Source organism: Pantoea sp. Lij88, from assembly GCF_030062155.1.
GTDB lineage: Bacteria > Pseudomonadota > Gammaproteobacteria > Enterobacterales > Enterobacteriaceae > Pantoea.
Window position 1 is genome coordinate 2,896,158 of the sequence record NZ_CP118269.1, and the last position, 24,237, is coordinate 2,920,394.

Here is a 24,237-nt window from a genome sequence, read left to right on the forward strand (position 1 = left end):
TGGCATGCGAGCAATATTTTTATCAGTAAATCACGATTCCTCTTGCATTGAATGCACCAAATAGCGCATTTTCTTATGTATCACGCAGCGTCAGGCTGCCGGACAAACGCAAAAGATAACATCGCCGTAAGGTGAGCTCAGGAGTCAGTTATGTGTTCAATTTTTGGTGTGCTGGATCTGAAAACCGATCCTGTTGAGCTGCGCAAAAAAGCGCTGGAATGTTCACGCTTAATGCGTCATCGCGGCCCGGACTGGTCAGGCGTCTACGCAGATGACCATGCTATCCTGGCGCATGAACGCCTCTCAATTGTTGACGTTAACAATGGCGCACAGCCGCTGTACAACGCCGATCGCACCCACGTACTGGCGGTTAACGGCGAGATTTACAACCATCAGGCACTGCGCGCTGAACTCAGCGATCGCTACGAATTTCAGACCGGTTCTGACTGTGAAGTCATTCTGGCGCTCTATCAGGAGAAAGGTGTCGATTTCCTCGACGAGCTGGAAGGCATGTTCGCCTTTATCCTCTATGACACCGTTAAAAAAACCTATCTGATTGGCCGCGACCACATCGGTATCATCCCGCTCTATATGGGTAACGATGAGCACGGCAACCTGTTTGTCGCATCAGAAATGAAAGCGCTGGTGCCTGCCTGCCGTTCGATCAAAGAGTTCCCGCCGGGAAGCTACCTCTCCAGCACCGATGGCGTGATCCGTCGTTACTGGCAGCGTGACTGGATGGAATACAAAAACGTTGAGCACAACACCACCGACGCTGCTGGCCTGAAACACGCGCTGGAAGAGTCGGTGAAAAGCCACCTGATGTCCGATGTGCCTTACGGTGTGCTGCTGTCAGGCGGTCTGGACTCCTCCATCATTTCCGCTGTGACCAAGCGTTTCGCGGCGAAGCGGGTTGAAGATCAGGATAAAAGTGATGCCTGGTGGCCACAGCTGCACTCTTTCGCTGTAGGACTGGAAGGTTCACCCGACTTAAAAGCGGCGAAAACCGTGGCGGAACATCTGGGCACCGTGCACCACGAAATTCATTTCACCGTGCAGGAAGGACTGGATGCGATTCGCGATGTGATTTATCACATTGAAACCTATGATGTCACCACTATTCGCGCCTCTACGCCGATGTACTTAATGTCGCGTAAAATCAAAGCGATGGGTATTAAGATGGTGCTGTCGGGCGAAGGCGCAGATGAAGTATTTGGCGGCTATCTCTATTTCCATAAAGCGCCAGACGCTAAAGAGTTCCACGAAGAAAACGTGCGTAAACTGCAGGCACTGCATATGTTCGACTGCGCCCGCGCCAACAAGGCGATGTCCGCCTGGGGCGTTGAAGCCCGCGTACCGTTCCTGGACAAAAAATTCCTGGATGTGGCGATGCGTATCAACCCGGCCGACAAAATGTGTGGCAGCAACGGTAAAATGGAGAAGCACATTCTGCGTGAATGTTTCTCCTCTTACCTGCCGGAGAGTGTGGCGTGGCGTCAGAAAGAGCAGTTCTCGGATGGCGTGGGTTACAGCTGGATCGACTCACTGAAAGAAGTTGCGGCGAAGCAAATCAGCGATCAGCAGCTGGCCACCGCCCACTTCCGCTTCCCGTTCAACACGCCGGGGTCGAAAGAAGCTTATCTCTATCGTGAGATCTTCGAAGAGCTGTTCCCGTTAGCGAGCGCGGCAGAGTGTGTGCCTGGCGGTCCGTCGGTCGCCTGTTCTTCTGCCAAAGCGATTGAGTGGGATGAAGCGTTTAAAAACATGGACGATCCTTCCGGACGTGCCGTGGGTGTGCATCAGTCAGCCTATAAATAAGCTGACAGAGCGCCACCAGAATGGGCCCGCTGTGGCCCATTTTTTTCACGATTAGCCTTGTATTCACTGAAAAATTGCCGAATAAACCGCCAGGCTGGTTATAAGCCAGTCAAACAGCAATTATCTGGCAAAAAACGGTAAAAAACTTGTTGACGCTGTCTGGTCAACTCCGCATAATGCGCCCCGCAACGCCGATGAAGGTAACGCGAAAAAAAGATGGCTACGTAGCTCAGCTGGTTAGAGCACAGCACTCATAATGCTGGGGTCACAGGTTCGATTCCCGTCGTAGCCACCATCTTTTTTTGCGGGAGTGGCGAAATTGGTAGACGCACCAGATTTAGGTTCTGGCGCCGCAAGGTGTGCGAGTTCAAGTCTCGCCTCCCGCACCATTTCATTATTCGGCAGCGTGGATGGGATATCGCCAAGCGGTAAGGCACCGGTTTTTGATACCGGCATTCCCTGGTTCGAATCCAGGTATCCCAGCCAATTTCGATGATTCTTGTATGCTGAGAACGGACGAATGGGATATCGCCAAGCGGTAAGGCACCGGTTTTTGATACCGGCATTCCCTGGTTCGAATCCAGGTATCCCAGCCATCATTGAAATGCAGTACAATTTGGCTACGTAGCTCAGCTGGTTAGAGCACAGCACTCATAATGCTGGGGTCACAGGTTCGATTCCCGTCGTAGCCACCATATAATTGGGGTGTCGCCAAGCGGTAAGGCACTGGTTTCTGATACCAGCATTCCGGGGTTCGAATCCCTGCACCCCAGCCATACAAAGACAATTTGAAAAACACCATTATTGGGGTGTCGCCAAGCGGTAAGGCACTGGTTTCTGATACCAGCATTCCGGGGTTCGAATCCCTGCACCCCAGCCAAATTGCACAACCAGGCCCGCTTTTGCGGGCTTTGTTGTTTTTGTACCTTCTCAAACTTTCCACTCTTAATGATTGCTGGCCCGCCCTGCGGCGAGCCTCAATGCACAACCGGCTATAAACCCAGTGCGTATCGCAATACCTGCCGCTTCAGTACGCCGGAATGTTCGGCTGCAATCAGTCCGAGATTACGCGCGAACCGCAGCGGTGCCAGCTGATTGCTGAAGGCAAAGTAAAAGAGATCCATCCCGCCCTGCATCAGCATATTGTCTTTACGACGCTGCCGGTGATAGCGCTGCAATACCCGCTCCGACGCCCAGTCCTCCGCCGCACCGCGTGCGCTGACCAGCACATCAATCAATGCATCAATATCGCGATAGCCCAGATTCACGCCCTGCCCGGCCAGCGGGTTAATGGTATGCGCCGCGTCTCCGACCAGCGCCAGCCCCGGCAGGACGTAGCGTGACGCGTGACGACGTACCAGCGGGAAGCCACCCGCGCCATGCGCTTTGAAACGCCCTAGTCGCGCCGGGAAATGGCTGGCGATCTCTTTTTCCAGCTGGGGCAACGGCATCGCCTGCAGCTGACGCACTCTTGCGGGCGCGTCATACCAGACCAGCGAGGCGCGGTTGCCATACAGCGGCAGGAAGGCGCGTGGTCCCTGCGGCGTAAAGTGCTGCCAGGTGGCGTCGCCTGCCGGATGTTCACAGGTCACGCTGATCAGTAAGCAGGACTGCGCATAGCTCCAGCCATGAATGCCAATACCTGCCATCTGTCGAACCTGAGAGTTCGCGCCATCTGCGCCAACCACCAGCCGGGTGTGTAAGGCAACGCCGTCGTTCAGGTCAATGCGCCAGCCGCCATTTTCTGGCTGCAGGTTTTCCAGCGAGGCCGGGCAATAGCAGGTCACGCCCAGCGACTGCATTTCTTCCCATAGCGCCCGCTGAAGCACACTGTTCTCGACCATAAAGCCCAGTTCGGGCAGCCCCAGCGAAGCTGCATCAAAACTCACCTGCGCCGCCTGCCACTCCCAGGTTTCCAGCCTGCGATAAGGCGCGCTGCGCATCGCTTCGACCCGGGGCCAGACGTTGAGCTGCTTCAGCAACGCCACCGAGGAGGATCCGATCGCTGAAATGCGTATATCGGGATCGCTGTCGGCATCAAATGGCGCGGGTTCGGCACGCTCAATCACCGCCACGCGAAAATGGTGTTGTGTCAGTCCACAGGCCAGCGCAGCACCGACCATGCCACCGCCGACAATCACGACATCAAACTGATTATCCTGCATTGCTTATGTCCCTCTCTGATTCCCGCCAGCCTGCGCAACACGGGTCTGAATAGAGCAAAGTGTACCGGAAAACGCGGTGGCTGGCAGAAAAGCCCTCAGGCTGGTCACCACTGCATCAAAGCATTACAATACGCGCCCCTCACTTCACTGCACTGAATCAATGGCTAGCGCGATGATAAAAAAACTGCATATCAAAACCTGGGGATGTCAGATGAATGAGTATGATTCATCCAAGATGTCTGATCTGCTGAACAGTACGCACGGCTATACGCTGACCGAGGTCCCTGAAGAGGCGGATATTTTGCTGCTCAATACCTGCTCGATTCGTGAGAAAGCGCAGGAGAAGGTATTCCACCTGCTGGGACGCTGGAGAAAACTCAAAGAGCGCAATCCGGACGTGATTATCGGCGTGGGTGGCTGTGTGGCGTCGCAGGAAGGGGATCATATCCGCCAGCGTGCGCCCTGCGTGGATATCGTTTTTGGTCCGCAGACACTGCATCGCCTGCCTGAGATGATCAACACCGTGCGCGGCACCAAAAGCCCGGTGGTCGACATCAGCTTCCCGGAAATCGAGAAATTCGACCGCCTGCCGGAGCCGCGCGCAGAAGGTCCGACAGCCTTTGTCTCCATTATGGAAGGCTGCAACAAATATTGTACGTTCTGCGTGGTGCCTTACACCCGCGGTGAGGAAGTGAGCCGTCCCAGCGATGACATTCTGCTGGAGATCGCGCAGCTGGCGGCGCAGGGCGTGCGTGAAGTTAACCTGCTAGGCCAGAACGTTAACGCCTATCGGGGTGCCACCTTTGATGGTGAGATCTGTACCTTCGCTGAGCTGCTGCGCCTGGTCGCCGCCATCGACGGTATCGACCGCATTCGTTTCACCACCAGCCACCCGATTGAGTTCACCGATGACATCATCGAGGTCTATCGTGATACCCCGGAACTGGTGAGTTTCCTGCACCTGCCGATTCAGAGCGGCTCAGACCGTATTCTGACGCTGATGAAGCGTGCTCATACCGCGCTGGAATATAAGGCGATTATCCGCAAGCTGCGCGCGGCGCGCCCGGATATTGAGATCAGCTCCGACTTCATCATTGGCTTCCCCGGTGAGACGCAGCAGGATTTCGAGCAGACCATGAAGCTCATTGCCGAGATCAATTTCGACGTCAGCTTCAGCTTTGTCTACTCGGCCCGTCCCGGCACGCCAGCCGCTGACCTGCCGGATGATGTCAGCGAAGAGGAGAAAAAGCAGCGTCTGTGGATCCTGCAGGACCGTATCAATCAGCAGGCGCAGGCGGTCAGTCGCCGCATGGTGGGCACCGTGCAGCGTATTCTGGTGGAGGGCATCTCCCGCAAGAACGTGATGGAAGTTTCCGGCCGCACCGAAAATAACCGCGTGGTTAATTTCGAAGGCACGCCTGAGATGATTGGCCGCTTTGTGGATGTGGAAATCGTCGATGTCTACACCAACTCGCTGCGCGGCAGACTGGTGCGCACAGAAGAGGATATGGGCCTGCGTATGGCGGAAAGCCCGGCGTCCGTGATTGCCCGTACCCGCAAAGAAAACGACATCGGCGTGAGTCTGTTCCAGCCGTGATGCCTGCTATACTGTGCGGCAGCGCGCATTGCGTTGCCGCCAATTTCATTTTGCGCCACTTGGTTTATGAAAGTGTCGCCCAAATATCTCTCCTTAAGCTTGCGCCCAGGCGTTACGGCATAAATAATTTCGTTATGGTGCATCCGGTTAAGCCCAACGGTGCGTCAGACACACCCCATAACTGGCCCTGAGTGACCCAAAGGATTCGTTTGAATATCGAAACTCGTGAAATCGCCCTTGAACCGGCTGATAACCGTCGACTGATGAGCCTGTGTGGGCCTTTCGACGATAATGTGAAACAGCTTGAGCGTCGTCTGGGCATTGAGATCAATCGTCGCGACAACGTCTTTAAGCTGGTGGGACGTCCACTTTGCGTCAATGCTGCCGCAGATATTCTGAAAACCCTGTATGTCGACACCGCGCCGATGCGTGGTGAAATCCCGGATATCGAGCCTGACCAGATTCATCTGGCGATCAAAGAGAGCCGGGTACTGGAGCAAACCGCCGAAAGCGTGCCGGAGTACGGTAAAGCGGTCAACATCAAGACCAAGCGTGGTGTGATTAAACCGCGCACGCCAAACCAGGCCCAGTACATTGCGAATGTGCTCGACCACGACATCACCTTTGGCGTCGGCCCGGCCGGTACCGGTAAAACCTATCTGGCGGTCGCCGCAGCGGTCGATGCGCTGGAGCGTCAGGAGATTCGCCGCATCATGCTGACCCGCCCTGCCGTTGAAGCGGGTGAAAAGCTCGGCTTCCTGCCAGGCGATCTGAGCCAGAAAGTCGACCCTTACCTGCGTCCGCTCTACGATGCGCTGTTCGAAATGCTTGGCTTCGAGCGGGTAGAAAAGCTGATGGAGCGCAACGTCATTGAAGTTGCCCCGCTGGCCTACATGCGCGGTCGTACGCTGAACGATGCGTTCATCATTCTTGATGAGAGCCAGAACACCACTATCGAGCAGATGAAGATGTTCCTGACGCGTATCGGCTTTAACTCTAAAGCGGTCATTACCGGCGACGTCACCCAGATTGACCTGCCGCGTCACGTTAAGTCGGGCCTGCGTCATGCCATTGAGGTGCTGGCGGACGTTGAAGAGATCAGCTTTAACTTCTTCCACAGCGAAGATGTGGTGCGCCATCCGGTGGTTGCCCGCATCGTCACCGCCTATGAAGCCTGGGAAGCGGCCGATCAGACCCGCCGTGACCAGCAGGCCGAAGAGCGTAAACGCGAAGCCCTGGCGGCACAGAGCGCCACGCAGGAGAACAAATGAGCGAGGTCATTCTCGACCTGCAGGTCGCCTGTGAAAACAGCGCGGATCTGCCGGATGAAAGCCAGTTTCATCGCTGGCTGTCAGCCGCTGTCACCCCTTTCCAGCCCGAAAGTGAAGTCACGGTGCGTCTGGTTGATGAAGCGGAAAGTCATGAGCTTAATCTGACTTATCGTGGCAAAGACAAGCCGACTAACGTGCTCTCCTTCCCGTTTGAAGCACCACCGGGCATTGAGCTGCCGTTGCTTGGCGATCTGATTATCTGCCGCCAGGTGGTGGAGCAGGAAGCCGCTGAACAGGGTAAAAGCGTTGAAGCCCACTGGGCGCATATGGTGGTACACGGCACGCTGCATCTGCTGGGTTACGACCATATTGAAGACGACGAAGCTGACGAGATGGAAGGACTGGAGACCGAGATAATGCTTGCTCTTGGTTATCCTGATCCGTACATTTCGGAGAAAGAAGACGCCTGAATCCTGAATTCTGGCTATCCGGCTGTCAGCACCGTTTGCTGACAGCACCTATTCCTCACCAGAGAGATCTTTAAAAACCGCCATGAGCGACGACCATTCTCAAAACAGCGATGCACCCAGTAGTAAAAAGGGATTTTTCTCCCTGTTGATCAACCAACTCTTCCACGGCGAACCGAAAAGCCGTGATGAGCTACTGGAGCTGATCCGCGACTCGAATAACAAAGAGCTGATTGACCAGGATACCCGCGACATGCTCGAAGGGGTTCTGGATATTGCGGAGCAGCGCGTGCGTGACATCATGATCCCGCGCTCGCAAATGATCACCCTGAAACGGAATCAGAGCCTCGAAGAGTGTCTGGATGTCATCATCGAATCCGCCCATTCACGCTTCCCGGTGATCAGCGAAGATAAAGATCATGTGGAAGGGATTCTGATGGCGAAAGATCTGCTGCCGTTTATGAGCAGCGAATCTGAGCCTTTCAGTATTGAGAAAGTCCTGCGTCCTGCAGTGGTTGTGCCTGAAAGTAAGCGTGTTGACCGGATGCTGAAAGAGTTCCGCTCCCAGCGCTACCACATGGCAATCGTCATTGATGAGTTTGGCGGTGTCTCCGGTCTGGTGACCATTGAAGACATTCTGGAACTGATTGTCGGTGAGATTGAAGATGAGTATGACGACGAAGAAGATCGTGATATCCGTCAGCTCAACCGTCACACCTTTACGGTGCGCGCACTGACCGCCATTGAAGATTTCAATGAGGTGTTTGGCACGCAGTTCAGCGATGATGAAGTCGATACGATTGGTGGTCTGGTGATGCAGGGCTTCGGCCATCTGCCCGCGCGCGGTGAAAGCATCGAGATTGAGGGTTACCAGTTCAAGGTAGCGATGGCTGACAGCCGCCGCATCATCCAGGTTCACGTGACTATTCCGGAAAATTCGCCGCAACCACAACTGGAAGACGAATAAGTCTATGGCTTTAGCCTCACTTTACCCGCGCCAGCGGGTTCGCCTGCTGCTGGCTTTACTAACGGGTGCAGCTGGCACCCTCGCCTTCTCTCCTTACGATTTCTGGCCTGCCGCACTGCTGTCGCTGTGCGGCTTACAGCTGCTGACGCTGAACCGCACCAGCCCGCAGGCTACCGCGATCGGCTTTGTCTGGGGAGTGGGTCTGTTCGGCAGCGGCATCAACTGGGTTTACGTCAGCGTCGCCACCTTTGGCGGCATGCCTGGCCCGGTTAATGTCTTCATCGTGGCGCTGCTGGCAGCTTATCTGTCGATCTACCCGGCGTTGTTTGCCGGCGTACTGAATCGCATCTGGCCGCGCACGACGCTCTGGCGACTGGCGCTGGCCGCACCGGCATTGTGGCAGATGACCGAGTTCCTGCGCGGCTGGGTGCTGACCGGCTTTCCGTGGCTGCAGTTTGGTTACAGCCAGATTGATGGCCCGTTAAAAGGCCTGGCCCCGCTGGCGGGTGTCGAGACGCTGACCTTCCTGCTGATGGTCGTCGCGGGTCTGCTGGCTTATGCCCTGCAGCAGCGCAATGTCAGAAGTCTGATCGCCGCGCTGCTGCTGCTGGCCCTGCCGTGGCCGTTGCGCTATATCCAGTGGGTTCAGCCGATGCCCGAACGTGCCGTCGAGGTGGCGCTGGTGCAGGGAAACATCCCGCAGTCGATGAAGTGGGACCCGCAGCAGCTGCTTACTACCCTGCGCATTTATAACGGTCTGAGCCAGCCGCTGATCGGCAAAGCGCCGATTATCATCTGGCCTGAATCGGCGATTACCGATCTGGAAAGTAATCAGCAGCCGTTCCTGCGGTCGCTGGATGATGAACTGCGTGAACGCGGTAGTTCGCTGGTCACCGGTATCGTGGACTCACGGCTGGAGCAGAACCGTTATCACGATTACAACACCGTGATCGTGCTGGGCGGTAAGGCGCCGTACAACTACTTCAGCGGCAATCGTTACCAGAAGAATCACCTGGTGCCGTTTGGCGAGTTTGTACCGCTGGCCGATCTGCTGCGTCCGCTGGCCCCGTTCTTCGATCTGCCGATGTCAGCCTTCAGTCGTGGCAACTATCTTCAGCCGCAGCTGAGCGTAGCGGGCTATAACCTGACCAGCGCCATCTGTTATGAGATCGTGCTGGGTGAACAGGTGCGGGCCAACTTCCATCCTGACACCAGTTTCCTGCTGACCGTGTCGAACGATGCCTGGTTTGGTCACTCTATCGGCCCGTGGCAGCACTTCCAGATGGCGAGGATGCGGGCGCTGGAACTGGGTCGTCCGCTGTTGCGCAGCACCAATAACGGCGTGACGGCGGTGGTCAATGCCAGCGGGGATGTGGAAGCTATGCTGCCCCAGTTTACCCGCGATGTGCTGACCAGCAAGGTCACGCCAACGCAGGGGGTAACCCCGTATGCGCGGGCGGGCATCTGGCCAGTGTGGTCACTGACGCTGCTGGCGGCGTTGATAGCTCTGCTGCGCCGACGTCGATAACACTTCAGATGCTAAAAGGCGAAGCGCAGGCTTCGCCTTTTTTGTTTCCCTGCCCCCGATATAACTCACTCCCTCAACCGCATACTCTGCTGCCTTTCTCATCCTGCACCGCTTTCTGGCACGATGATTGCAAAATGTTTCACTGTTTTTCGCTAACAGGCTGATTGCAGGCGCTGCCGCGAGACGGACTGCACCAAAACAGTCGCACCTCCTGCACCGTAAACGCGCAGTGTGAGAAATTTGCCTTTTTTTGGTGCGGATCACCTCGCAAAAAAGAAACTTTTTTGTTTCATTGCGTTAACAATCCGCTATGTTAGTGACTCTTCTGCGCCCATTTAATCCGCAGAATGAGCAGAAACGCAGCAGAAAACAGACACAACATCATAATCAGCGCAGGTTATATCCTGTGCCTTTTTCATACGAAGGAGTTGGAACATGCAACTACGCAAAGTGGCATTATCTCTTCTGCTGATCAGCGCAGCGGCGGGAGCGGCCCAGGCGGAAGATCTCAGCGGCACCCTGAAGAAGATCAATGACAACGGCGTCATTGTGGTCGGGCATCGCGAATCATCAGTTCCCTTTTCTTATTATGACAACCAGCAAAAAGTCGTCGGCTATTCACAGGATTACTCAAACGCCATCGTGGAAGCCATCAAAGCGAAGCTGAACAAGCCTGACCTGCAGGTCAAAATGATTCCAATCACCTCACAAAACCGTATTCCGCTGCTGCAAAACGGCACCTACGATTATGAGTGTGGCTCTACTACCAATAACCTTGAGCGCCAGAAGCAGGCTGCCTTCTCTGACACCATTTTTGTTATCGGCACCCGTCTGCTGGTGAAGAAAGATGGCCCGATCAAAGATTTCGCTGACCTGAAAGGCAAAACCGTCGTCGTGACCTCAGGGACTACCTCTGAAGTGCTGCTGCACAAACTCAATGACGAACAGAAACTGGATATGCGCATCATCAGCGCCAAAGATCACGGTGACTCCTTCCGTACGCTGGAAACCGGTCGTGCTGTGGCCTTTATGATGGATGATGCCCTGCTGGCTGGCGAACGCGCGAAAGCCAAAAAGCCGGACAACTGGGAAATCTTAGGCACGCCACAATCTAAAGAAGCTTATGGCTGCATGCTGCGTAAAGATGATCCACAGTTCAAAGCGCTGGTGGATGAAACCATCGCCAAAGCCCAGACCTCAGGTCAGGCAGAAAAATGGTTCGAGAACTGGTTCAAAAAGCCTATCCCGCCTAAGAACCTGAACATGAACTTTGAACTGTCTGATGACATGAAAGCGCTGTTCAAAACGCCAAATGACAAAGCACTGAATTAACAAAAAAATACCCAATGGATTTCAGGTTGCATTGAGACGGCAGGCGAATGCCTCCGGATGCGCTTACTCAGGTCAGTGATTCGGATGCGTGAACGTAGCCAACAAAAATGCAGCCTGTAAGACGACGGGTATAACAAGGGCGGCCTGGCTGCCCTCTCGATTGCTGAAACCGCGGCATGGACAGACAGACTGACACGGGTCGTTCCCCTGAGTCAGGAAATAAAACGCCGTTCATCAATCTTCAGGGTAGCTTAGCTACCCTTTTTTTCCGGAGCTCGTTATGGGTATCGATTGGAACTGGGGCATATTCCTCGAACAGGCCCCGTTCGGTAACACGACCTACCTCGGCTGGCTGTGGTCCGGTTTTCAGGTGACGATCGCCGTCTCCTGCTGCGCCTGGATTATCGCCTTCTGCGTGGGTTCATTTTTTGGCATTCTGCGCACCGTGCCGAATCGCCTGCTCTCGACCATTGGCACCTGCTATGTCGAACTGTTTCGTAACATCCCGCTGATCGTCCAGTTCTTCTTCTGGTATCTGGTAGCGCCCGAGCTGGTGGGCGAAAATCTCGGCATGTGGTTTAAGTCTGAGCTGGACCCCAATATTCAGTTCTTCCTCTCTTCAATGATCTGTCTTGGCCTGTTTACCGCCGCCCGCGTTTGCGAGCAGGTGCGCGCGGCGATTCAGTCACTGCCGAGTGGACAGAAGAATGCCGGTCTGGCGATGGGATTAACCCTGCCGCAGACCTATCGCTATGTGCTGCTGCCGAATGCGTATCGCGTGATTGTCCCGCCGATGACCTCGGAAATGCTGAACCTGGTGAAGAACTCCGCTATCGCCTCCACCATTGGTCTGGTCGATATGGCGGCACAGGCGGGCAAACTGCTCGACTATTCTGCGCACGCCTATGAATCCTTTACCGCCATTACGCTGGCCTACGTCGCGATTAACCTGGTGATTATGTTGTTGATGAGTCTGGTCGAGCGCAAAGTCCGGCTGCCAGGCAATGCGGGAGGCAAGTAATGTACGATTTTGACTGGAGTTCGATTGCGCCCAGCCTGCCCTATCTGCTCAACGGCTTAGTGATTACCTTTAAGATCACGATTACTGCGGTGGTGTTCGGCATTCTGTGGGGCACTCTGCTGGCGGTGATGCGTCTGTCGACGTTCAAGCCGATCAGCTGGTTCGCCAAAATTTATGTCAACCTGTTCCGCTCAGTACCGCTGGTCATGGTGCTGCTGTGGTTCTATCTGGTGGTGCCGAGTTTCCTGCAGCAGGTGCTGGGCCTGTCGCCTAAAACCGATATCCGCCTGATTTCAGCCATGGTCGCCTTTTCGCTGTTCGAAGCGGCGTATTACTCAGAGATCATTCGTGCCGGTATCATCAGTATCTCACGCGGACAGGGCAACGCCGCGCTGGCGCTGGGCATGACGCAGTGGCAGGCCATGAAACTGATTATTCTGCCGCAGGCCTTCCGCGCCATGGTTCCGCTGTTACTGACGCAGGGTATCGTGCTGTTCCAGGATACGTCGCTGGTCTATGTCTTAAGCTTGGCGGACTTCTTCCGTACCGCGTCCACCATTGGTGAGCGCGACGGCACCCAGGTTGAAATGGTTCTGTTTGCAGGTCTGGTCTACTTCGTTATCAGCCTGAGCGCATCGCTGTTGGTCAGCTATCTAAAAAGAAAAAGGACGGTTTAAATGATTAGCCTGAAAAATGTTTCTAAGTGGTATGGTCACTTTCAGGTGCTGACCGACTGCTCAACCGAAGTTAAAACCGGTGAAGTGGTGGTGGTGTGCGGCCCGTCCGGCTCCGGTAAATCGACGCTGATCAAAACGGTGAACGGACTTGAGCCGGTTCAGCAGGGCGTCATTGCGGTAAATGGCACCGAGGTGAACAACAAAAAAACCAACCTTGCGCAGCTTCGCAGCCAGGTCGGGATGGTGTTCCAGCACTTCGAGCTGTTCCCGCATCTGAGCATCATTAACAACCTGGTGCTGGCGCAGGTGAAAGTGCTGAAACGCGACAAAGCGGCGGCCCGCGATAAAGGGCTGAAGCTGCTGAAGCGTGTCGGACTGTCAGCGCATGCTGAGAAGTTCCCCGGCCAGCTCTCCGGCGGTCAGCAGCAGCGCGTTGCGATTGCGCGTGCGCTCTGCATGGATCCTATCGCGATGCTGTTTGATGAACCGACCTCCGCGCTGGATCCGGAAATGATCAACGAAGTGCTGGATGTGATGGTTGAACTGGCGCAGGAAGGGATGACGATGATGGTGGTGACACACGAGATGGGCTTCGCCCGTAAAGTCGCCAATCGCGTGATCTTCATGGATGAAGGGAAAATTATCGAAGACACTAACAAAGATGACTTCTTTAATAACCCGCAGTCTGACCGCGCTAAAGATTTCCTCGCTAAAATTCTGCACTAAACACCCTGTGCGGGTCACTCATCGTGGCCCGCACAGGTTTTATTATCAGGGTTCAAAAGGCTGACGCTGAAACTGATCGTTGCCGCACTCCGGACAGCGGGACAGGGTTTCAGGCGTGTAGATTGCCCGGGTAAACTGGCACTTCTCACACACCAGATTGCCCAGCCCCACCACTTCACCGCTCTGATAGACACCGTGGTGATGCAGATCCTGAAAGACCTCACGCCACTCCAGCTGACTTTTATCCGTGATATCCGCCAGCTCTTTCCAGACGCTCTCGCGGATAATGCGCATAAACAGTGAATCCGCCAGCGGTTCTTCCACATCACTATAGCTGCGTGCAAACTCGCCCAAATCACGGCGCACCGAACTCAGCGCCTGGTCAATCTCACTTTCCGACATATCGTCGCGCACCAGCAACTGGCTTCGCCGCCCGGCAATCAGCTCATCAAGGTTACGATCGCCCTGACGAAGACGTTCGGTCAGTACGGCTAACGACTCGCGATATTCCTGAGCCACTTTATTCATTTTGTTCTCCTTTATGCAGACCCGCGCTGAACTAAGTTTAGTCGGAATGTTGCTTTTGCCGTGTCGTCTGTACAGTGAATTACAAAAGGGTGAAGGGGCTGACGCTTTCGGCAGAAATCGTGCCGGCAAAAGTGGGAAGTGTTGTTGATACGCGGCCTTATGGGTATGCTATGCGGATCTTAGAGCCAGAAAAATGTTTTTCATAAAGGACCACAGGCAGCCATGCAAGAGCAATACCGCCCGGAAGAAATTGAATCCCGTGTGCAGCAGCACTGGGATGAAAACGAAACGTTTAAAGTGACTGAGCAGGAAGGTAAAGAGAAATACTATTGCCTCTCCATGTTGCCCTATCCTTCTGGCCGCCTGCACATGGGCCACGTTCGTAACTACACCATCGGCGACGTAATCGCGCGTTATCAGCGTATGCTCGGCAAAAACGTACTACAGCCAATTGGCTGGGATGCTTTCGGCCTGCCTGCGGAAGGCGCTGCGGTTAAAAACAACACCGCGCCTGCGCCATGGACTTACGACAACATCGCCTACATGAAAAACCAGCTCAAACTGCTGGGCTTTGGCTATGACTGGAGTCGTGAACTGGCGACCTGCCAGCCAGAGTACTATCGCTGGGAACAGTGGTTCTTCACCAAACTGTATGAAAAGGGTCTGGTCTATAAAAAGACCTCCGCCGTGAACTGGTGCCCGAACGATCAGACGGTGCTGGCCAACGAGCAGGTCATCGACGGCTGCTGCTGGCGCTGTGATACCAAAGTTGAACGCAAAGAGATCCCGCAGTGGTTTATCAAAATCACCGATTATGCGGAAGAGCTGCTGAACGATCTGGATACGCTGGAAGAGTGGCCTGAGCAGGTCAAAACCATGCAGCGTAACTGGATCGGCCGTTCTGAAGGCGTCGAAATCACGTTCGACGTGGCGGAGAGCGAAGAGAAAGTCACCGTTTACACCACCCGTCCGGATACCTTTATCGGCGCAACCTATGTTGCGGTGGCGGCGGGTCATCCTCTGGCGACGCAGGCCTCGGTTAACAATCCGGCGCTGGCCGACTTTATTGCAGAATGCCGCAATACCAAAGTGGCCGAAGCCGATATGGCGACCATGGAGAAGAAAGGCATGGCGACCGGCCTGTCTGTTATTCATCCGCTGACCGGCGAGCTGATCCCGGTCTGGGTTGCCAACTTCGTCCTGATGGAATATGGCACCGGCGCCGTGATGGCGGTTCCGGCACACGACCAGCGCGACTGGGAGTTTGCGACTAAATACGATCTGCCGATCAAGCCAGTCATCCTCAACCTGGATGGATCTATTCCTGACGTCAGCGCTGCGGCGATGACGGATAAAGGCGCCCTGTTTAACTCGGGTGAGTTCAACGGCATGGATCACGCAACAGGCTTTAACGCCATCGCGGATTCACTGGCGGCAAAAGGCGTAGGCGTGCGTAAAGTGAACTACCGTCTGCGCGACTGGGGTGTTTCCCGTCAGCGCTACTGGGGTGCACCAATCCCGATGGTGACGCTGGAAGATGGCACCGTGATGCCTGCGCCAGAAGACCAGCTGCCGGTGATCCTGCCGGAAGATGTGGTGATGGATGGCATTACCAGCCCGATCAAAGCCGATCCGGAATGGGCGAAAACCACGGTAAACGGCCAGCCTGCTCTGCGTGAAACTGACACCTTTGACACCTTTATGGAGTCCTCCTGGTACTACGCGCGTTATACCTGCGCCAGCTACAAGGAAGGCATGCTGGATCCGGCTGCAGCAAACTACTGGCTGCCGGTCGATCAGTATGTAGGTGGTATCGAACACGCCATCATGCACCTGATGTATTTCCGCTTCTTCCACAAGCTGCTGCGTGACGCGGGCCTGGTGAACTCCAATGAGCCTGCCAAACGTCTGCTGTGCCAGGGCATGGTGCTGGCTGACGCCTTCTACTACCTGGGTAATAACGGCGAACGTAACTGGGTGTCACCGGTTGACGTTGAGGTTGAGCGTGACGAGAAAGGCCGCATTACTAAAGCGGTGGACACGCAGGGTCGCGAAGTGATCTACGCTGGCATGAGCAAAATGTCGAAGTCGAAAAACAACGGCATCGACCCACAGCTGATGGTTGAGCGTTACGGCGCGGATACCGTGCGTCTGTTTATGATGTTTGCTTCACCGGCGGATATGACGCTGGAGTGGCAGGAGTCAGGCGTTGAAGGGGCTAACCGCTTCCTGAAACGTGTCTGGAAGCTGGTCTACGAGCACACCTCACAGGGTGCGACCGTGGCGCTGAATGTGGACAGCCTGAATGACGAGCAGAAATCGCTGCGTCGCGACCTGCACAAAACCATCGCCAAAGTAGCGGATGATATTGGCCGTCGTCAGACCTTCAACACCGCCATCGCGGCGATCATGGAGCTGATGAACAAACTGGCCCGCGCGCCGCAGGAGAGTGAGCAGGATCGCGCCCTGATGCAGGAAGCGCTGCTGGCCATCGTCCGTCTGCTCTATCCGTTTACCCCGCACGCCTGCTATGTTCTGTGGCAGACGCTGGGTGGCGAAGGCACCATTGATGAAGCGAGCTGGCCGGTTGCTGATGAAGCCGCTATGGTTGAAGATTCACTGCTGGTGGTGGTGCAGGTTAACGGTAAAGTGCGCGGCAAAATTACCGTGCCAGCCGATGCAACACAGGAACAGGTTCAGGCACGCGCTGCGCAGGAGCATCTGGTGGCGAAGTATCTGGACGGCGTGACTATCCGTAAAGTCATTTATGTACCGGGCAAACTGCTTAACCTGGTCGTAGGTTAAGTTCAGGAGGAACTGTGCGACATCCGATTATCAGGCTGTTTGTCATGCTGGCGGTGGTGATCACCGCTGGCTGTGGTTTTCATCCGCGCGGCACCACTCAGGTGCCCAGCGAACTGAAAACCCTGATTGTTTCAACCGGCGATCCTTATGGACCGCTGGCACGTACTGTGCGTCAGCAACTGCGTATCAACGATGTCACCATTGTTGAAGACAACAAACAGACCCGCACCGATATTCCGACGCTGCGTCTGGGTCCTGAAGCACAGGGCCGTAACACCGCGTCGGTCTTTATCAGCGGCACCTCGGCTGAGTACCAGCTGGTCATGACCATCACGGCTCAGGTTCTGTTGCCGGGCAAAGGTATCTATCCAATCAGCACCACGGTTTATCGTTCGTTCTTCGATAACCCGAATGCGGCGCTGGCAAAAGATGCCGAGCAGGACCTGATTACCCAGGAGATGCGTCAGCGTGCGGCTGAACAGCTGGTTCGGAAGCTGCTGACGGTGCATGCCGCGCAGATGAACAGCAAAGATACCCTGCCAGCGTCCGTGATTTCGGTGCCGGGCCAGGGTTCACAGGAAGCCCCCTCTTCCTCTGCTACCAGCCTGCAATGATCAGGATTTATCCTGAGCAACTCAGCGCGCAGCTCCGTGAGGGGCTGCGCGCCTGTTATTTATTAGCCGGTAACGAACCGCTGCTGTTGCAGGAAAGCTCGGATGCCATCCGTGCCGCCGCAACGACGCAGGGCTTCGAAGAACATTTCAGTTTTACGCTGGATGCCCAGACCGACTGGGAGAGCCTGTTTGTCAGCTGCCAGTCACTGAGTCTGTTTGCCCAGCGTCAGACCATGACGCTGCAATTCCCCGATAATGGCCCCAACGCCGCGATGGCCGAGCAGCTGGTTAAGCTGTCACAGCTGCTGCACGCCGATATTCTGTTGATCTGCCGGATGCCAAAGCTGACCAAAGCGCAGGAAAACAGCGCCTGGTTTAAAGCGCTGTCCGCCTCTGCGGTCTTAGTGCCGTGCCAGACTCCTGAACAGGCACAACTGCCTCGCTGGGTCAGTAATCGCGCTAAAGCACTGAAACTCTCGGTAGATGACGCGGCCATACAGCTGTTGTGTTACTGCTATGAAGGCAATCTGCTGGCGCTGGCTCAGGCGCTGGAGCGGCTCTCGCTACAGTGGCCGGACGGCAAGCTGACGCTGCCCCGGGTTGAGGAAGCGGTCAGTGATGCCGCGCACTTCACCCCTTTTCACTGGGTAGATGCCCTGCTGGCGGGTAAGAGCCGACGCGCGCTGCACATCCTGCATCAGCTGGAGAAAGAAGAGAGCGAGGTGGTGATTCTGCTGCGTACCCTGCAGCGCGATCTGCTGACGCTGCTGCATCTGCAACGCCATCAGGCTCAGCAGCCGCTGCGCACGCTGATGGATCAGCAGCGCATCTGGCAGAACCGCCGCGCGCTGTTCACCGACGCACTCCAGCGACTCGATGCCACGCGTCTGCAACGTGCCATTCATCTGCTGAGTCAGATCGAGATTACCCTGAAGCAGGATTATGGTCAGCCGGTGTGGCCGCAGTTGCAGACACTGACGCTGCTGATCAGCAGTCGTGCTTTTCCGACGAGCTTTGCCCATGTCTGAGTTACACGCGCTGTTTGGTGGCACCTTCGATCCCATCCATTTTGGTCATCTGCGCCCGGTCGAAGCGCTGGCTCAGCAGACCGGCTTACAGCGTGTGACGCTGCTGCCTAACAATGTGCCGCCGCATCGTCCGCAACCGGAAGCCAGTGCGGCCCAGCGGGTTGCTATGCTGCGCTGCGCTATCCGTGACTTGCCGCTGTTTGAGATTGATACCCGTGAGCTGGAACGCGACACGCCGTCCTGGACCGTAACCACCTTAGAAGCCTGGCGCGCCGAACGCGGTGCAGCGCAGCCGCTGGCCTTTATTATTGGCCAGGATTCGCTGCTGAGCTTACCGAAATGGCATCGCTGGCAGGATCTGCTGTCACTCTGCCATTTGCTGGTGTGCCAGCGTCCCGGCTATCAGACCCGGTTCGACTCGCCAGAGATGCAGGCGTGGCTTGAGCAACACGTCGCGCAGGATATCCGGCAGCTGCATCAGCAGCCCGCAGGCCATATCTGGCTGGCGGAAACCCCACTCTATGACATTTCGGCGACCGAAATTCGCCGCCGTCGCCATCAGAATCAGCCCTGCGACGACCTGTTGCCTGCGGCAGTTATCGACTATATCGACCGCGAAGGCTTATATCGCGACTGATCCGGGCATGCTATACTGCGCCGCTTAATTTTTTGGCTGCACTCTCCGGGCTTACAGCCGGCCCGATACCACCAGATTCCAAGGGGAACCTTTTGCAAGGTAAAGCACTCCAAGACTTCGTTATTGATAAGATTGATGATCTCAAAGGCCAGGACATTGTCACCATCGACGTTCAGGGCAAATCCAGCATCACCGATTTCATGATCATCTGCACCGGCACCTCTACGCGTCATGTGACTTCGATCGCAGAACACGTTGAGCAGGAGTCCCGTTTAGCGGGCCTGATGCCATTAGGCATTGAAGGCAAAGGCGCGGCAGACTGGGTCGTCGTTGATCTGGGTGATGTCATCGTGCATGTGATGCAGGAAGAGAGTCGCCAGCTGTATGAGCTGGAAAAACTCTGGGGCTAATCGGTGAAACTGCAACTTGTTGCCGTCGGCACGAAAATGCCTGACTGGGTGCAGACCGGTTTTATGGAGTATCTGCGCCGCTTCCCGAAAGATATGCCGTTTGAGCTGATCGAAGTGACCGCGGGTAAACGCGGCAAAAATGCTGATATCAAACGCATTCTTGAAAAAGAGGGCGAAGCGATGTTGGCAGCGGTCGGCAAAGGCAATCGCATCGTCACGCTGGATATTCCGGGTCATCCGTGGGAAACCCCGCAGCTGGCACAGCAGCTTGAACGCTGGAAGCTCGATGGCCGCGATGTCAGCCTGCTGATTGGCGGGCCTGAAGGCCTGGCTCCCGCCTGTAAAGCGGCGGCAGAGCAGAGCTGGTCACTGTCAGCATTGACGTTGCCCCATCCGCTGGTGCGCGTGCTGGTAGCCGAAAGTCTGTATCGGGCCTGGAGTATAACGACAAATCATCCTTATCATCGTGAATGACCGATCAGCCCACATCAGACATGACAAGTAGCGGATGAAATTACAAAGCAACGCCTTTCGCGATTACAGCGCCGAACAGAAACTCTTTGTCCGTCGGGCGTTTATCGCCTTCGTCGGCATCTTACTGCTCTCTTCAGTACTGGTGGTTAACCTTTACCACCTGCAGATTCTTCGCTTTGATGATTACAGCACCCGCTCCAATCAGAACCGCATCAAACTGGTGCCGGTGGCGCCCAGTCGCGGCATCATTTACGATCGTACCGGCACCCCGCTGGCACTGAACCGCACCATCTATCAGGCAGAACTGGTTCCCGAGAAAGTTGATAACCTGCAGCAGACGCTGGAAAACTTACGCCCGGTTCTGGAACTGACAGACGAAGACCTCGACAACTTCCAGAAAGAGCGTAAACGCTCGCGTCGTTTCACTTCCATCCCGGTGAAAACCGGTCTGAATGAAGTCCAGGTGGCGCGCTTTGCAGTCAACCAGTACCGCTTCCCCGGTGTCGAAGTGAAAGGTTATCAGCGCCGCTACTACCCTTACGGCGCCACGCTGACGCATGTGGTCGGCTACGTCTCAAAAATCAACGACCGTGACGTTGCACGCCTCGATAAAGAGGGCATATGGCCGAACTACGCCGCGACGCACGACATCGGTAAGCTGGGGATTGAAGCCTATTACGAGAGTCTGCTGCACGGCAAAACCGGCTTTGAAGAGGTTGAGGTCAATAACCGTGGCCGCGTCATTCGCCAGCTGCATGAGGAGTCTCCTCAGGCAGGCCGCGATATCTATCTGACGATCGATCTTAAACTGCAGCAATATGTCGAGACACTGCTGGCGGGCAGCCGCGCGGCCGTGGTGGTCAGCGATCCGCGCACCGGTGAAATTCTCGCCATGGTCTCCACGCCGAGCTACGATGCCAACTTATTTGTCGACGGTATTTCCAGTAAGGATTACCGTGGCCTGCTGGAAGACGAAAACCGCCCGCTTTATAACCGCGCAATTCAGGCCGCCTATCCACCGGCTTCGACGGTCAAACCCTATGTGGCCGTCTCTGCCATGAGCGCTGGCGTGATTAACCGTAATACCAGCCTGTTTGATCCCGGCTGGTGGCAGCTTCCCGGTTCAGAAAAGCGTTTCCGCGACTGGAAAAAGTGGGGCCACGGTCGTCTGAACGTCACCAAAGCGCTGGAAGAGTCTGCCGATACCTTCTTCTATCAGGTCGCCTATGACATGGGTATTGACCGCCTGTCGGAGTGGATGAATAAATTTGGTTACGGCAGCCGTACCGGCATCGACTTACCGCAGGAGAGCGCCGGTAACATGCCGACCCGCGACTGGAAGCAGAAACGCTTTAAAAAGCCGTGGTATCAGGGTGACACCATCCCGGTCGGGATCGGCCAGGGTTACTGGACGGCGACGCCACTGCAGATGAACAAAGCGATGATGATTCTGATCAACGACGGCGTCGTCAAAGTGCCGCATATGCTGCGCGCCACCCGCGAAGGCCGCACTCTGGTGCCCTATCGCCAGCCGCCTGAGGCCCCGATTGGTGACATCCATTCCGGCTACTGGGAAATCGCCAAAGATGGCATGTACGGCGTAGCGAATCGCCCCAACGGTACCGCGCACAAAAGCTTTGCGGATGCGCCGTATAAAATCGCCGCCAAGTCCGGTACGGCCCAGGTCTTTGGCCTGAAAGAGAACGAAACGTATAACGCCCATAGAATTGCTGAACGATTACGCGACCATAAATTAATGACCGCGTTTGCCCCTTATGACAAACCTCGGGTGGCTGTGACCATTATCCTAGAAAACGGTGGCGCCGGTCCGGCTGTCGGCACCGTGATGCGCCAGATTCTGGATCACATTATGTTGGGTGATAACAATACAGTTCTGCCGGACGCCGCCCCTGTGCCGCCCGGTTATGAAGGTGAATAAACATGTCGATGCAAGATAGTCCGCAGAAACGATCGATCTGGATGCGCATCCACATCGATCCGATGTTTATGCTGATCATTCTCGCGCTGCTGACTTACAGCGCCGTGGTGATCTGGAGTGCCAGCGGACAGGATCCCGGCATGATGGAGCGTAAGCTCGGTCAGATCGCGATGGGTCTGGTGATCATGATTGTGCTGGCGCAGGTGCCGCCTCGCGTTTATGAAGGCTGGGCGCCCTATCTCTATATTGTCTGCGTCATCCTGCTGGTGGCGGTGGATGCTTTTGGACAGATCAGTAAAGGGGCACAGCGCTGGCTCGATCTCGGCTTCGTGCGCTTTCAGCCCTCTGAGATAGCCAAAATCGCGGTGCCGCTGATGGTGGCGCGCTTTATCAACCGCGATGTCTGTCCGCCGACGCTGAAAAATACCGGTATCGCGCTGATTCTGATCTTCCTGCCTACCCTGCTGGTGGCCGCACAGCCCGATCTCGGCACCTCGATTCTGATTGCCGCCTCTGGCCTGTTTGTACTGTTCCTTTCAGGGATGAGCTGGAAACTGATTAGCGTGGCGGTGCTGCTGGTCGCCGCCTTTATCCCGATTCTGTGGTTCTTCCTGATGCACGACTATCAGCGCGACCGCGTCATGATGCTGCTCGACCCGGAAACGGATCCGCTGGGCGCCGGTTATCATATTATCCAGTCGAAAATCGCTATTGGCTCGGGCGGACTGCGCGGCAAAGGCTGGCTGCAGGGCACCCAGTCTCAGCTGGAGTTTTTACCGGAGCGTCATACTGACTTTATCTTCGCGGTCCTGGCCGAAGAGTTAGGGCTGGTCGGCGTACTGCTGCTGCTGGCCCTCTATCTTCTGCTGATCATGCGGGGACTGGTGGTAGCCGCCCGGGCGCAGACCACCTTTGGCCGCGTCATGGCGGGCGGTTTAATGCTGATTTTATTCGTTTATGTTTTCGTTAACATTGGCATGGTTAGTGGTATCTTACCGGTAGTTGGCGTGCCGCTGCCGCTGGTCAGTTATGGCGGCTCCGCGCTTATCGTGCTTATGGCGGGATTCGGCATTGTGATGTCGATCCACACTCACCGAAAAATGTTATCTAAAAGTGTCTAAGAGGCTGCAGATGCGTAAGGAATGGCTTGGCGTTGCACTGGCATCACTGGTTCTGGCGGCCTGTACCACGCCCGAACCCCAAAATACGGCGCCGCCGCAACCGGCTTACAATGGACCGGTGGTAGAGATTCCAGGCGTTGAGCCACGTTATGAGCCGATCAATCCGGGCACCAGCCAGGATTACAGCGTTAACGGCAAAAATTACCGCGTGATTAAAGATCCGTCGAACTACAGCGAAGTCGGCCTGGCAACCTGGTACGGTGAAGAAGCTCAGGGCAACCGTACCGCCACCGGCGAAGCCTACGATCCCGATGCGCTGACTGCCGCCCACCCTACTCTGCCGCTGCCGAGCTATGTGCGCGTGACCAATATCGCGAATGGCCGTCAGATTGTGGTGCGCGTTAATGATCGCGGCCCTTACACGCCAGGACGCATTATCGACCTGTCGCGGGCTGCCGGTGATCGCCTGAATATCTCGAACAATTCGCGGGTGCGGGTCGACTACATCAAGGTCGCACCCGACGGCACGCTCTCAGGTCCCGGCACCATCGGAACCGTGGTAGCCAAACAGAGCTACTCATTGCCTGCCCGCCCGGACCTGAGTGGCGGCGCGGTGATGAACGGCGGCAGCGCAGCGCCATCTGAACCGCCTGCGCAGAATGTTGAAGCCATCAGCAACAGCACGCTGCAGAGCAGTGACAACATGGGTGCACCGGTGCAGAGCAGTGGCTTTCTTGGCGCACCCCAGCCATTAGCCAACGGCGTACTGGAAGGTAACGAGCCGCCCGTTGCCGCGCCTGCCAGTTCCGCACCCGCAGCCAGCAGTGCGGCTCCCGTAGCCGCCAGCGCCGCGCCTGCAGCCAGCAGTGGTTCCGCCGACGGATATGTGGTGCAGGTCGGTGCGCTGAATGATCCGGCGCGTGCTCAGCAGATGATGAAAAGCCTGAGCCAGCGTTATGGTGTGCCCGGTAAAGTCGAAGACGCGGGCAACAATGTTTATCGCGTTCAGCTCGGGGGCTACGCCTCACGCGCCGAAGCGGCTGCGCTGCAACAGCGCCTGAGCAGTGATGGTCAGGCCGCTTCATTCATTACGAACACGCGTCGCTGAAACG

Annotated in this window: 21 protein-coding genes and 7 tRNA genes; 26 read left to right on the forward strand and 2 right to left on the reverse strand. The window is 55.9% G+C overall.

Annotated features, from left to right (window positions below; genetic code table 11):
• Positions 1 to 150 precede the first annotated feature (150 nt).
• From asnB to PU624_RS17395, 8 genes are all read left to right on the forward strand, one after another.
• Positions 151 to 1,818, forward strand: a complete 1,668-nt coding sequence (asnB, locus tag PU624_RS17360) for an asparagine synthase B (protein ID WP_283545979.1) — start codon at positions 151 to 153, stop codon at positions 1,816 to 1,818.
• A gap of 218 nt (positions 1,819 to 2,036) precedes the next feature.
• Positions 2,037 to 2,113 (forward strand) — tRNA-Met (locus tag PU624_RS17365).
• A 9-nt stretch (positions 2,114 to 2,122) separates the two neighbouring features.
• A tRNA-Leu gene (locus tag PU624_RS17370) sits at positions 2,123 to 2,207 on the forward strand.
• Positions 2,208 to 2,229: 22 nt separating this feature from the next.
• Positions 2,230 to 2,304: transfer RNA gene (locus PU624_RS17375), tRNA-Gln, on the forward strand.
• A 35-nt stretch (positions 2,305 to 2,339) separates the two neighbouring features.
• A tRNA-Gln gene (locus tag PU624_RS17380) sits at positions 2,340 to 2,414 on the forward strand.
• Between the two features lie 22 nt (positions 2,415 to 2,436).
• Positions 2,437 to 2,513: transfer RNA gene (locus tag PU624_RS17385), tRNA-Met, on the forward strand.
• 6 nt (positions 2,514 to 2,519) lie between these two features.
• Positions 2,520 to 2,594, forward strand: a tRNA-Gln gene (locus PU624_RS17390).
• A 29-nt stretch (positions 2,595 to 2,623) separates the two neighbouring features.
• A tRNA-Gln gene (locus PU624_RS17395) sits at positions 2,624 to 2,698 on the forward strand.
• Positions 2,699 to 2,810: 112 nt separating this feature from the next.
• Here the strand turns inward: PU624_RS17395 and ubiF are convergent.
• The gene (gene ubiF / locus PU624_RS17400; protein ID WP_283545980.1) at positions 2,811 to 3,983 is read right to left on the reverse strand and encodes a 3-demethoxyubiquinol 3-hydroxylase; all 1,173 of its coding nucleotides are present in this window, start codon (positions 3,981 to 3,983) and stop codon (positions 2,811 to 2,813) included.
• Positions 3,984 to 4,155: 172 nt separating this feature from the next.
• Between ubiF and miaB the strand changes: the two genes are divergently transcribed.
• From miaB to PU624_RS17445, 9 genes are all read left to right on the forward strand, one after another.
• The gene (gene miaB / locus PU624_RS17405; protein ID WP_283545981.1) at positions 4,156 to 5,580 is read left to right on the forward strand and encodes a tRNA (N6-isopentenyl adenosine(37)-C2)-methylthiotransferase MiaB; all 1,425 of its coding nucleotides are present in this window, start codon (positions 4,156 to 4,158) and stop codon (positions 5,578 to 5,580) included.
• Positions 5,581 to 5,789: 209 nt separating this feature from the next.
• On the forward strand, positions 5,790 to 6,851 hold the full coding sequence (locus PU624_RS17410; protein WP_136198207.1) for a PhoH family protein: 1,062 nt from the start codon (positions 5,790 to 5,792) through the stop codon (positions 6,849 to 6,851).
• The gene (gene ybeY / locus PU624_RS17415) at positions 6,848 to 7,321 is read left to right on the forward strand and encodes an rRNA maturation RNase YbeY (protein ID WP_283545982.1); all 474 of its coding nucleotides are present in this window, start codon (positions 6,848 to 6,850) and stop codon (positions 7,319 to 7,321) included. The genes PU624_RS17410 and ybeY overlap by 4 nt, the downstream gene beginning before the upstream one ends.
• A gap of 82 nt (positions 7,322 to 7,403) precedes the next feature.
• Positions 7,404 to 8,285 (forward strand): CNNM family magnesium/cobalt transport protein CorC, encoded by an 882-nt coding sequence (gene corC, locus PU624_RS17420; RefSeq protein WP_008925004.1) that lies wholly within the window; start codon positions 7,404 to 7,406, stop codon positions 8,283 to 8,285.
• Positions 8,286 to 8,289: 4 nt separating this feature from the next.
• Positions 8,290 to 9,813 (forward strand): apolipoprotein N-acyltransferase, encoded by a 1,524-nt coding sequence (gene lnt, locus PU624_RS17425; protein ID WP_283545983.1) that lies wholly within the window; start codon positions 8,290 to 8,292, stop codon positions 9,811 to 9,813.
• A gap of 435 nt (positions 9,814 to 10,248) precedes the next feature.
• Positions 10,249 to 11,145, forward strand: a complete 897-nt coding sequence (locus PU624_RS17430) for an amino acid ABC transporter substrate-binding protein (RefSeq protein WP_090963026.1) — start codon at positions 10,249 to 10,251, stop codon at positions 11,143 to 11,145.
• Positions 11,146 to 11,425: 280 nt separating this feature from the next.
• Positions 11,426 to 12,166: an amino acid ABC transporter permease gene (locus tag PU624_RS17435; protein WP_003854005.1), complete on the forward strand. Its 741-nt coding sequence runs from the start codon at positions 11,426 to 11,428 to the stop codon at positions 12,164 to 12,166.
• Entirely contained in the window at positions 12,166 to 12,843 is a 678-nt protein-coding gene (gene gltK, locus PU624_RS17440; protein WP_003854008.1) for a glutamate/aspartate ABC transporter permease GltK, read from the forward strand. The genes PU624_RS17435 and gltK overlap by 1 nt, the downstream gene beginning before the upstream one ends.
• Positions 12,844 to 13,569, forward strand: coding sequence for an amino acid ABC transporter ATP-binding protein (locus PU624_RS17445; protein WP_013357105.1), 726 nt, complete (start codon positions 12,844 to 12,846; stop codon positions 13,567 to 13,569).
• A 45-nt stretch (positions 13,570 to 13,614) separates the two neighbouring features.
• On the opposite strand, the gene PU624_RS17450 is transcribed toward PU624_RS17445, so the two are convergent.
• Positions 13,615 to 14,097 (reverse strand): zinc ribbon-containing protein, encoded by a 483-nt coding sequence (locus PU624_RS17450; protein WP_283545984.1) that lies wholly within the window; start codon positions 14,095 to 14,097, stop codon positions 13,615 to 13,617.
• A 222-nt stretch (positions 14,098 to 14,319) separates the two neighbouring features.
• On the opposite strand from PU624_RS17450, the gene leuS reads away from it, so the two are divergent.
• From leuS to rlpA, 9 genes are all read left to right on the forward strand, one after another.
• Positions 14,320 to 16,902 (forward strand): leucine--tRNA ligase, encoded by a 2,583-nt coding sequence (gene leuS, locus PU624_RS17455; protein WP_283545985.1) that lies wholly within the window; start codon positions 14,320 to 14,322, stop codon positions 16,900 to 16,902.
• Positions 16,903 to 16,916: 14 nt separating this feature from the next.
• Positions 16,917 to 17,516 (forward strand): LPS assembly lipoprotein LptE, encoded by a 600-nt coding sequence (gene lptE / locus PU624_RS17460; protein ID WP_283545986.1) that lies wholly within the window; start codon positions 16,917 to 16,919, stop codon positions 17,514 to 17,516.
• Entirely contained in the window at positions 17,513 to 18,544 is a 1,032-nt protein-coding gene (gene holA, locus PU624_RS17465; RefSeq protein ID WP_283545987.1) for a DNA polymerase III subunit delta, read from the forward strand. The genes lptE and holA overlap by 4 nt, the downstream gene beginning before the upstream one ends.
• Positions 18,537 to 19,181, forward strand: coding sequence for a nicotinate-nucleotide adenylyltransferase (nadD, locus tag PU624_RS17470; RefSeq protein WP_283545988.1), 645 nt, complete (start codon positions 18,537 to 18,539; stop codon positions 19,179 to 19,181). Before holA ends, nadD begins: the two co-directional genes overlap by 8 nt.
• Positions 19,182 to 19,273: 92 nt before the next feature.
• Complete coding sequence (gene rsfS / locus PU624_RS17475) at positions 19,274 to 19,591, forward strand: ribosome silencing factor (RefSeq protein WP_283545989.1); 318 nt, start codon at positions 19,274 to 19,276, stop codon at positions 19,589 to 19,591.
• A 3-nt stretch (positions 19,592 to 19,594) separates the two neighbouring features.
• Positions 19,595 to 20,065, forward strand: a complete 471-nt coding sequence (rlmH, locus tag PU624_RS17480) for a 23S rRNA (pseudouridine(1915)-N(3))-methyltransferase RlmH (protein ID WP_283545990.1) — start codon at positions 19,595 to 19,597, stop codon at positions 20,063 to 20,065.
• 34 nt (positions 20,066 to 20,099) lie between these two features.
• The gene (mrdA, locus tag PU624_RS17485) at positions 20,100 to 22,004 is read left to right on the forward strand and encodes a peptidoglycan DD-transpeptidase MrdA (RefSeq protein ID WP_283545991.1); all 1,905 of its coding nucleotides are present in this window, start codon (positions 20,100 to 20,102) and stop codon (positions 22,002 to 22,004) included.
• 8 nt (positions 22,005 to 22,012) lie between these two features.
• Positions 22,013 to 23,125, forward strand: coding sequence for a peptidoglycan glycosyltransferase MrdB (gene mrdB / locus PU624_RS17490; protein ID WP_033743010.1), 1,113 nt, complete (start codon positions 22,013 to 22,015; stop codon positions 23,123 to 23,125).
• Positions 23,126 to 23,135: 10 nt separating this feature from the next.
• Positions 23,136 to 24,233, forward strand: a complete 1,098-nt coding sequence (rlpA, locus tag PU624_RS17495) for an endolytic peptidoglycan transglycosylase RlpA (RefSeq protein ID WP_283545992.1) — start codon at positions 23,136 to 23,138, stop codon at positions 24,231 to 24,233.
• Positions 24,234 to 24,237 lie beyond the last annotated feature (4 nt).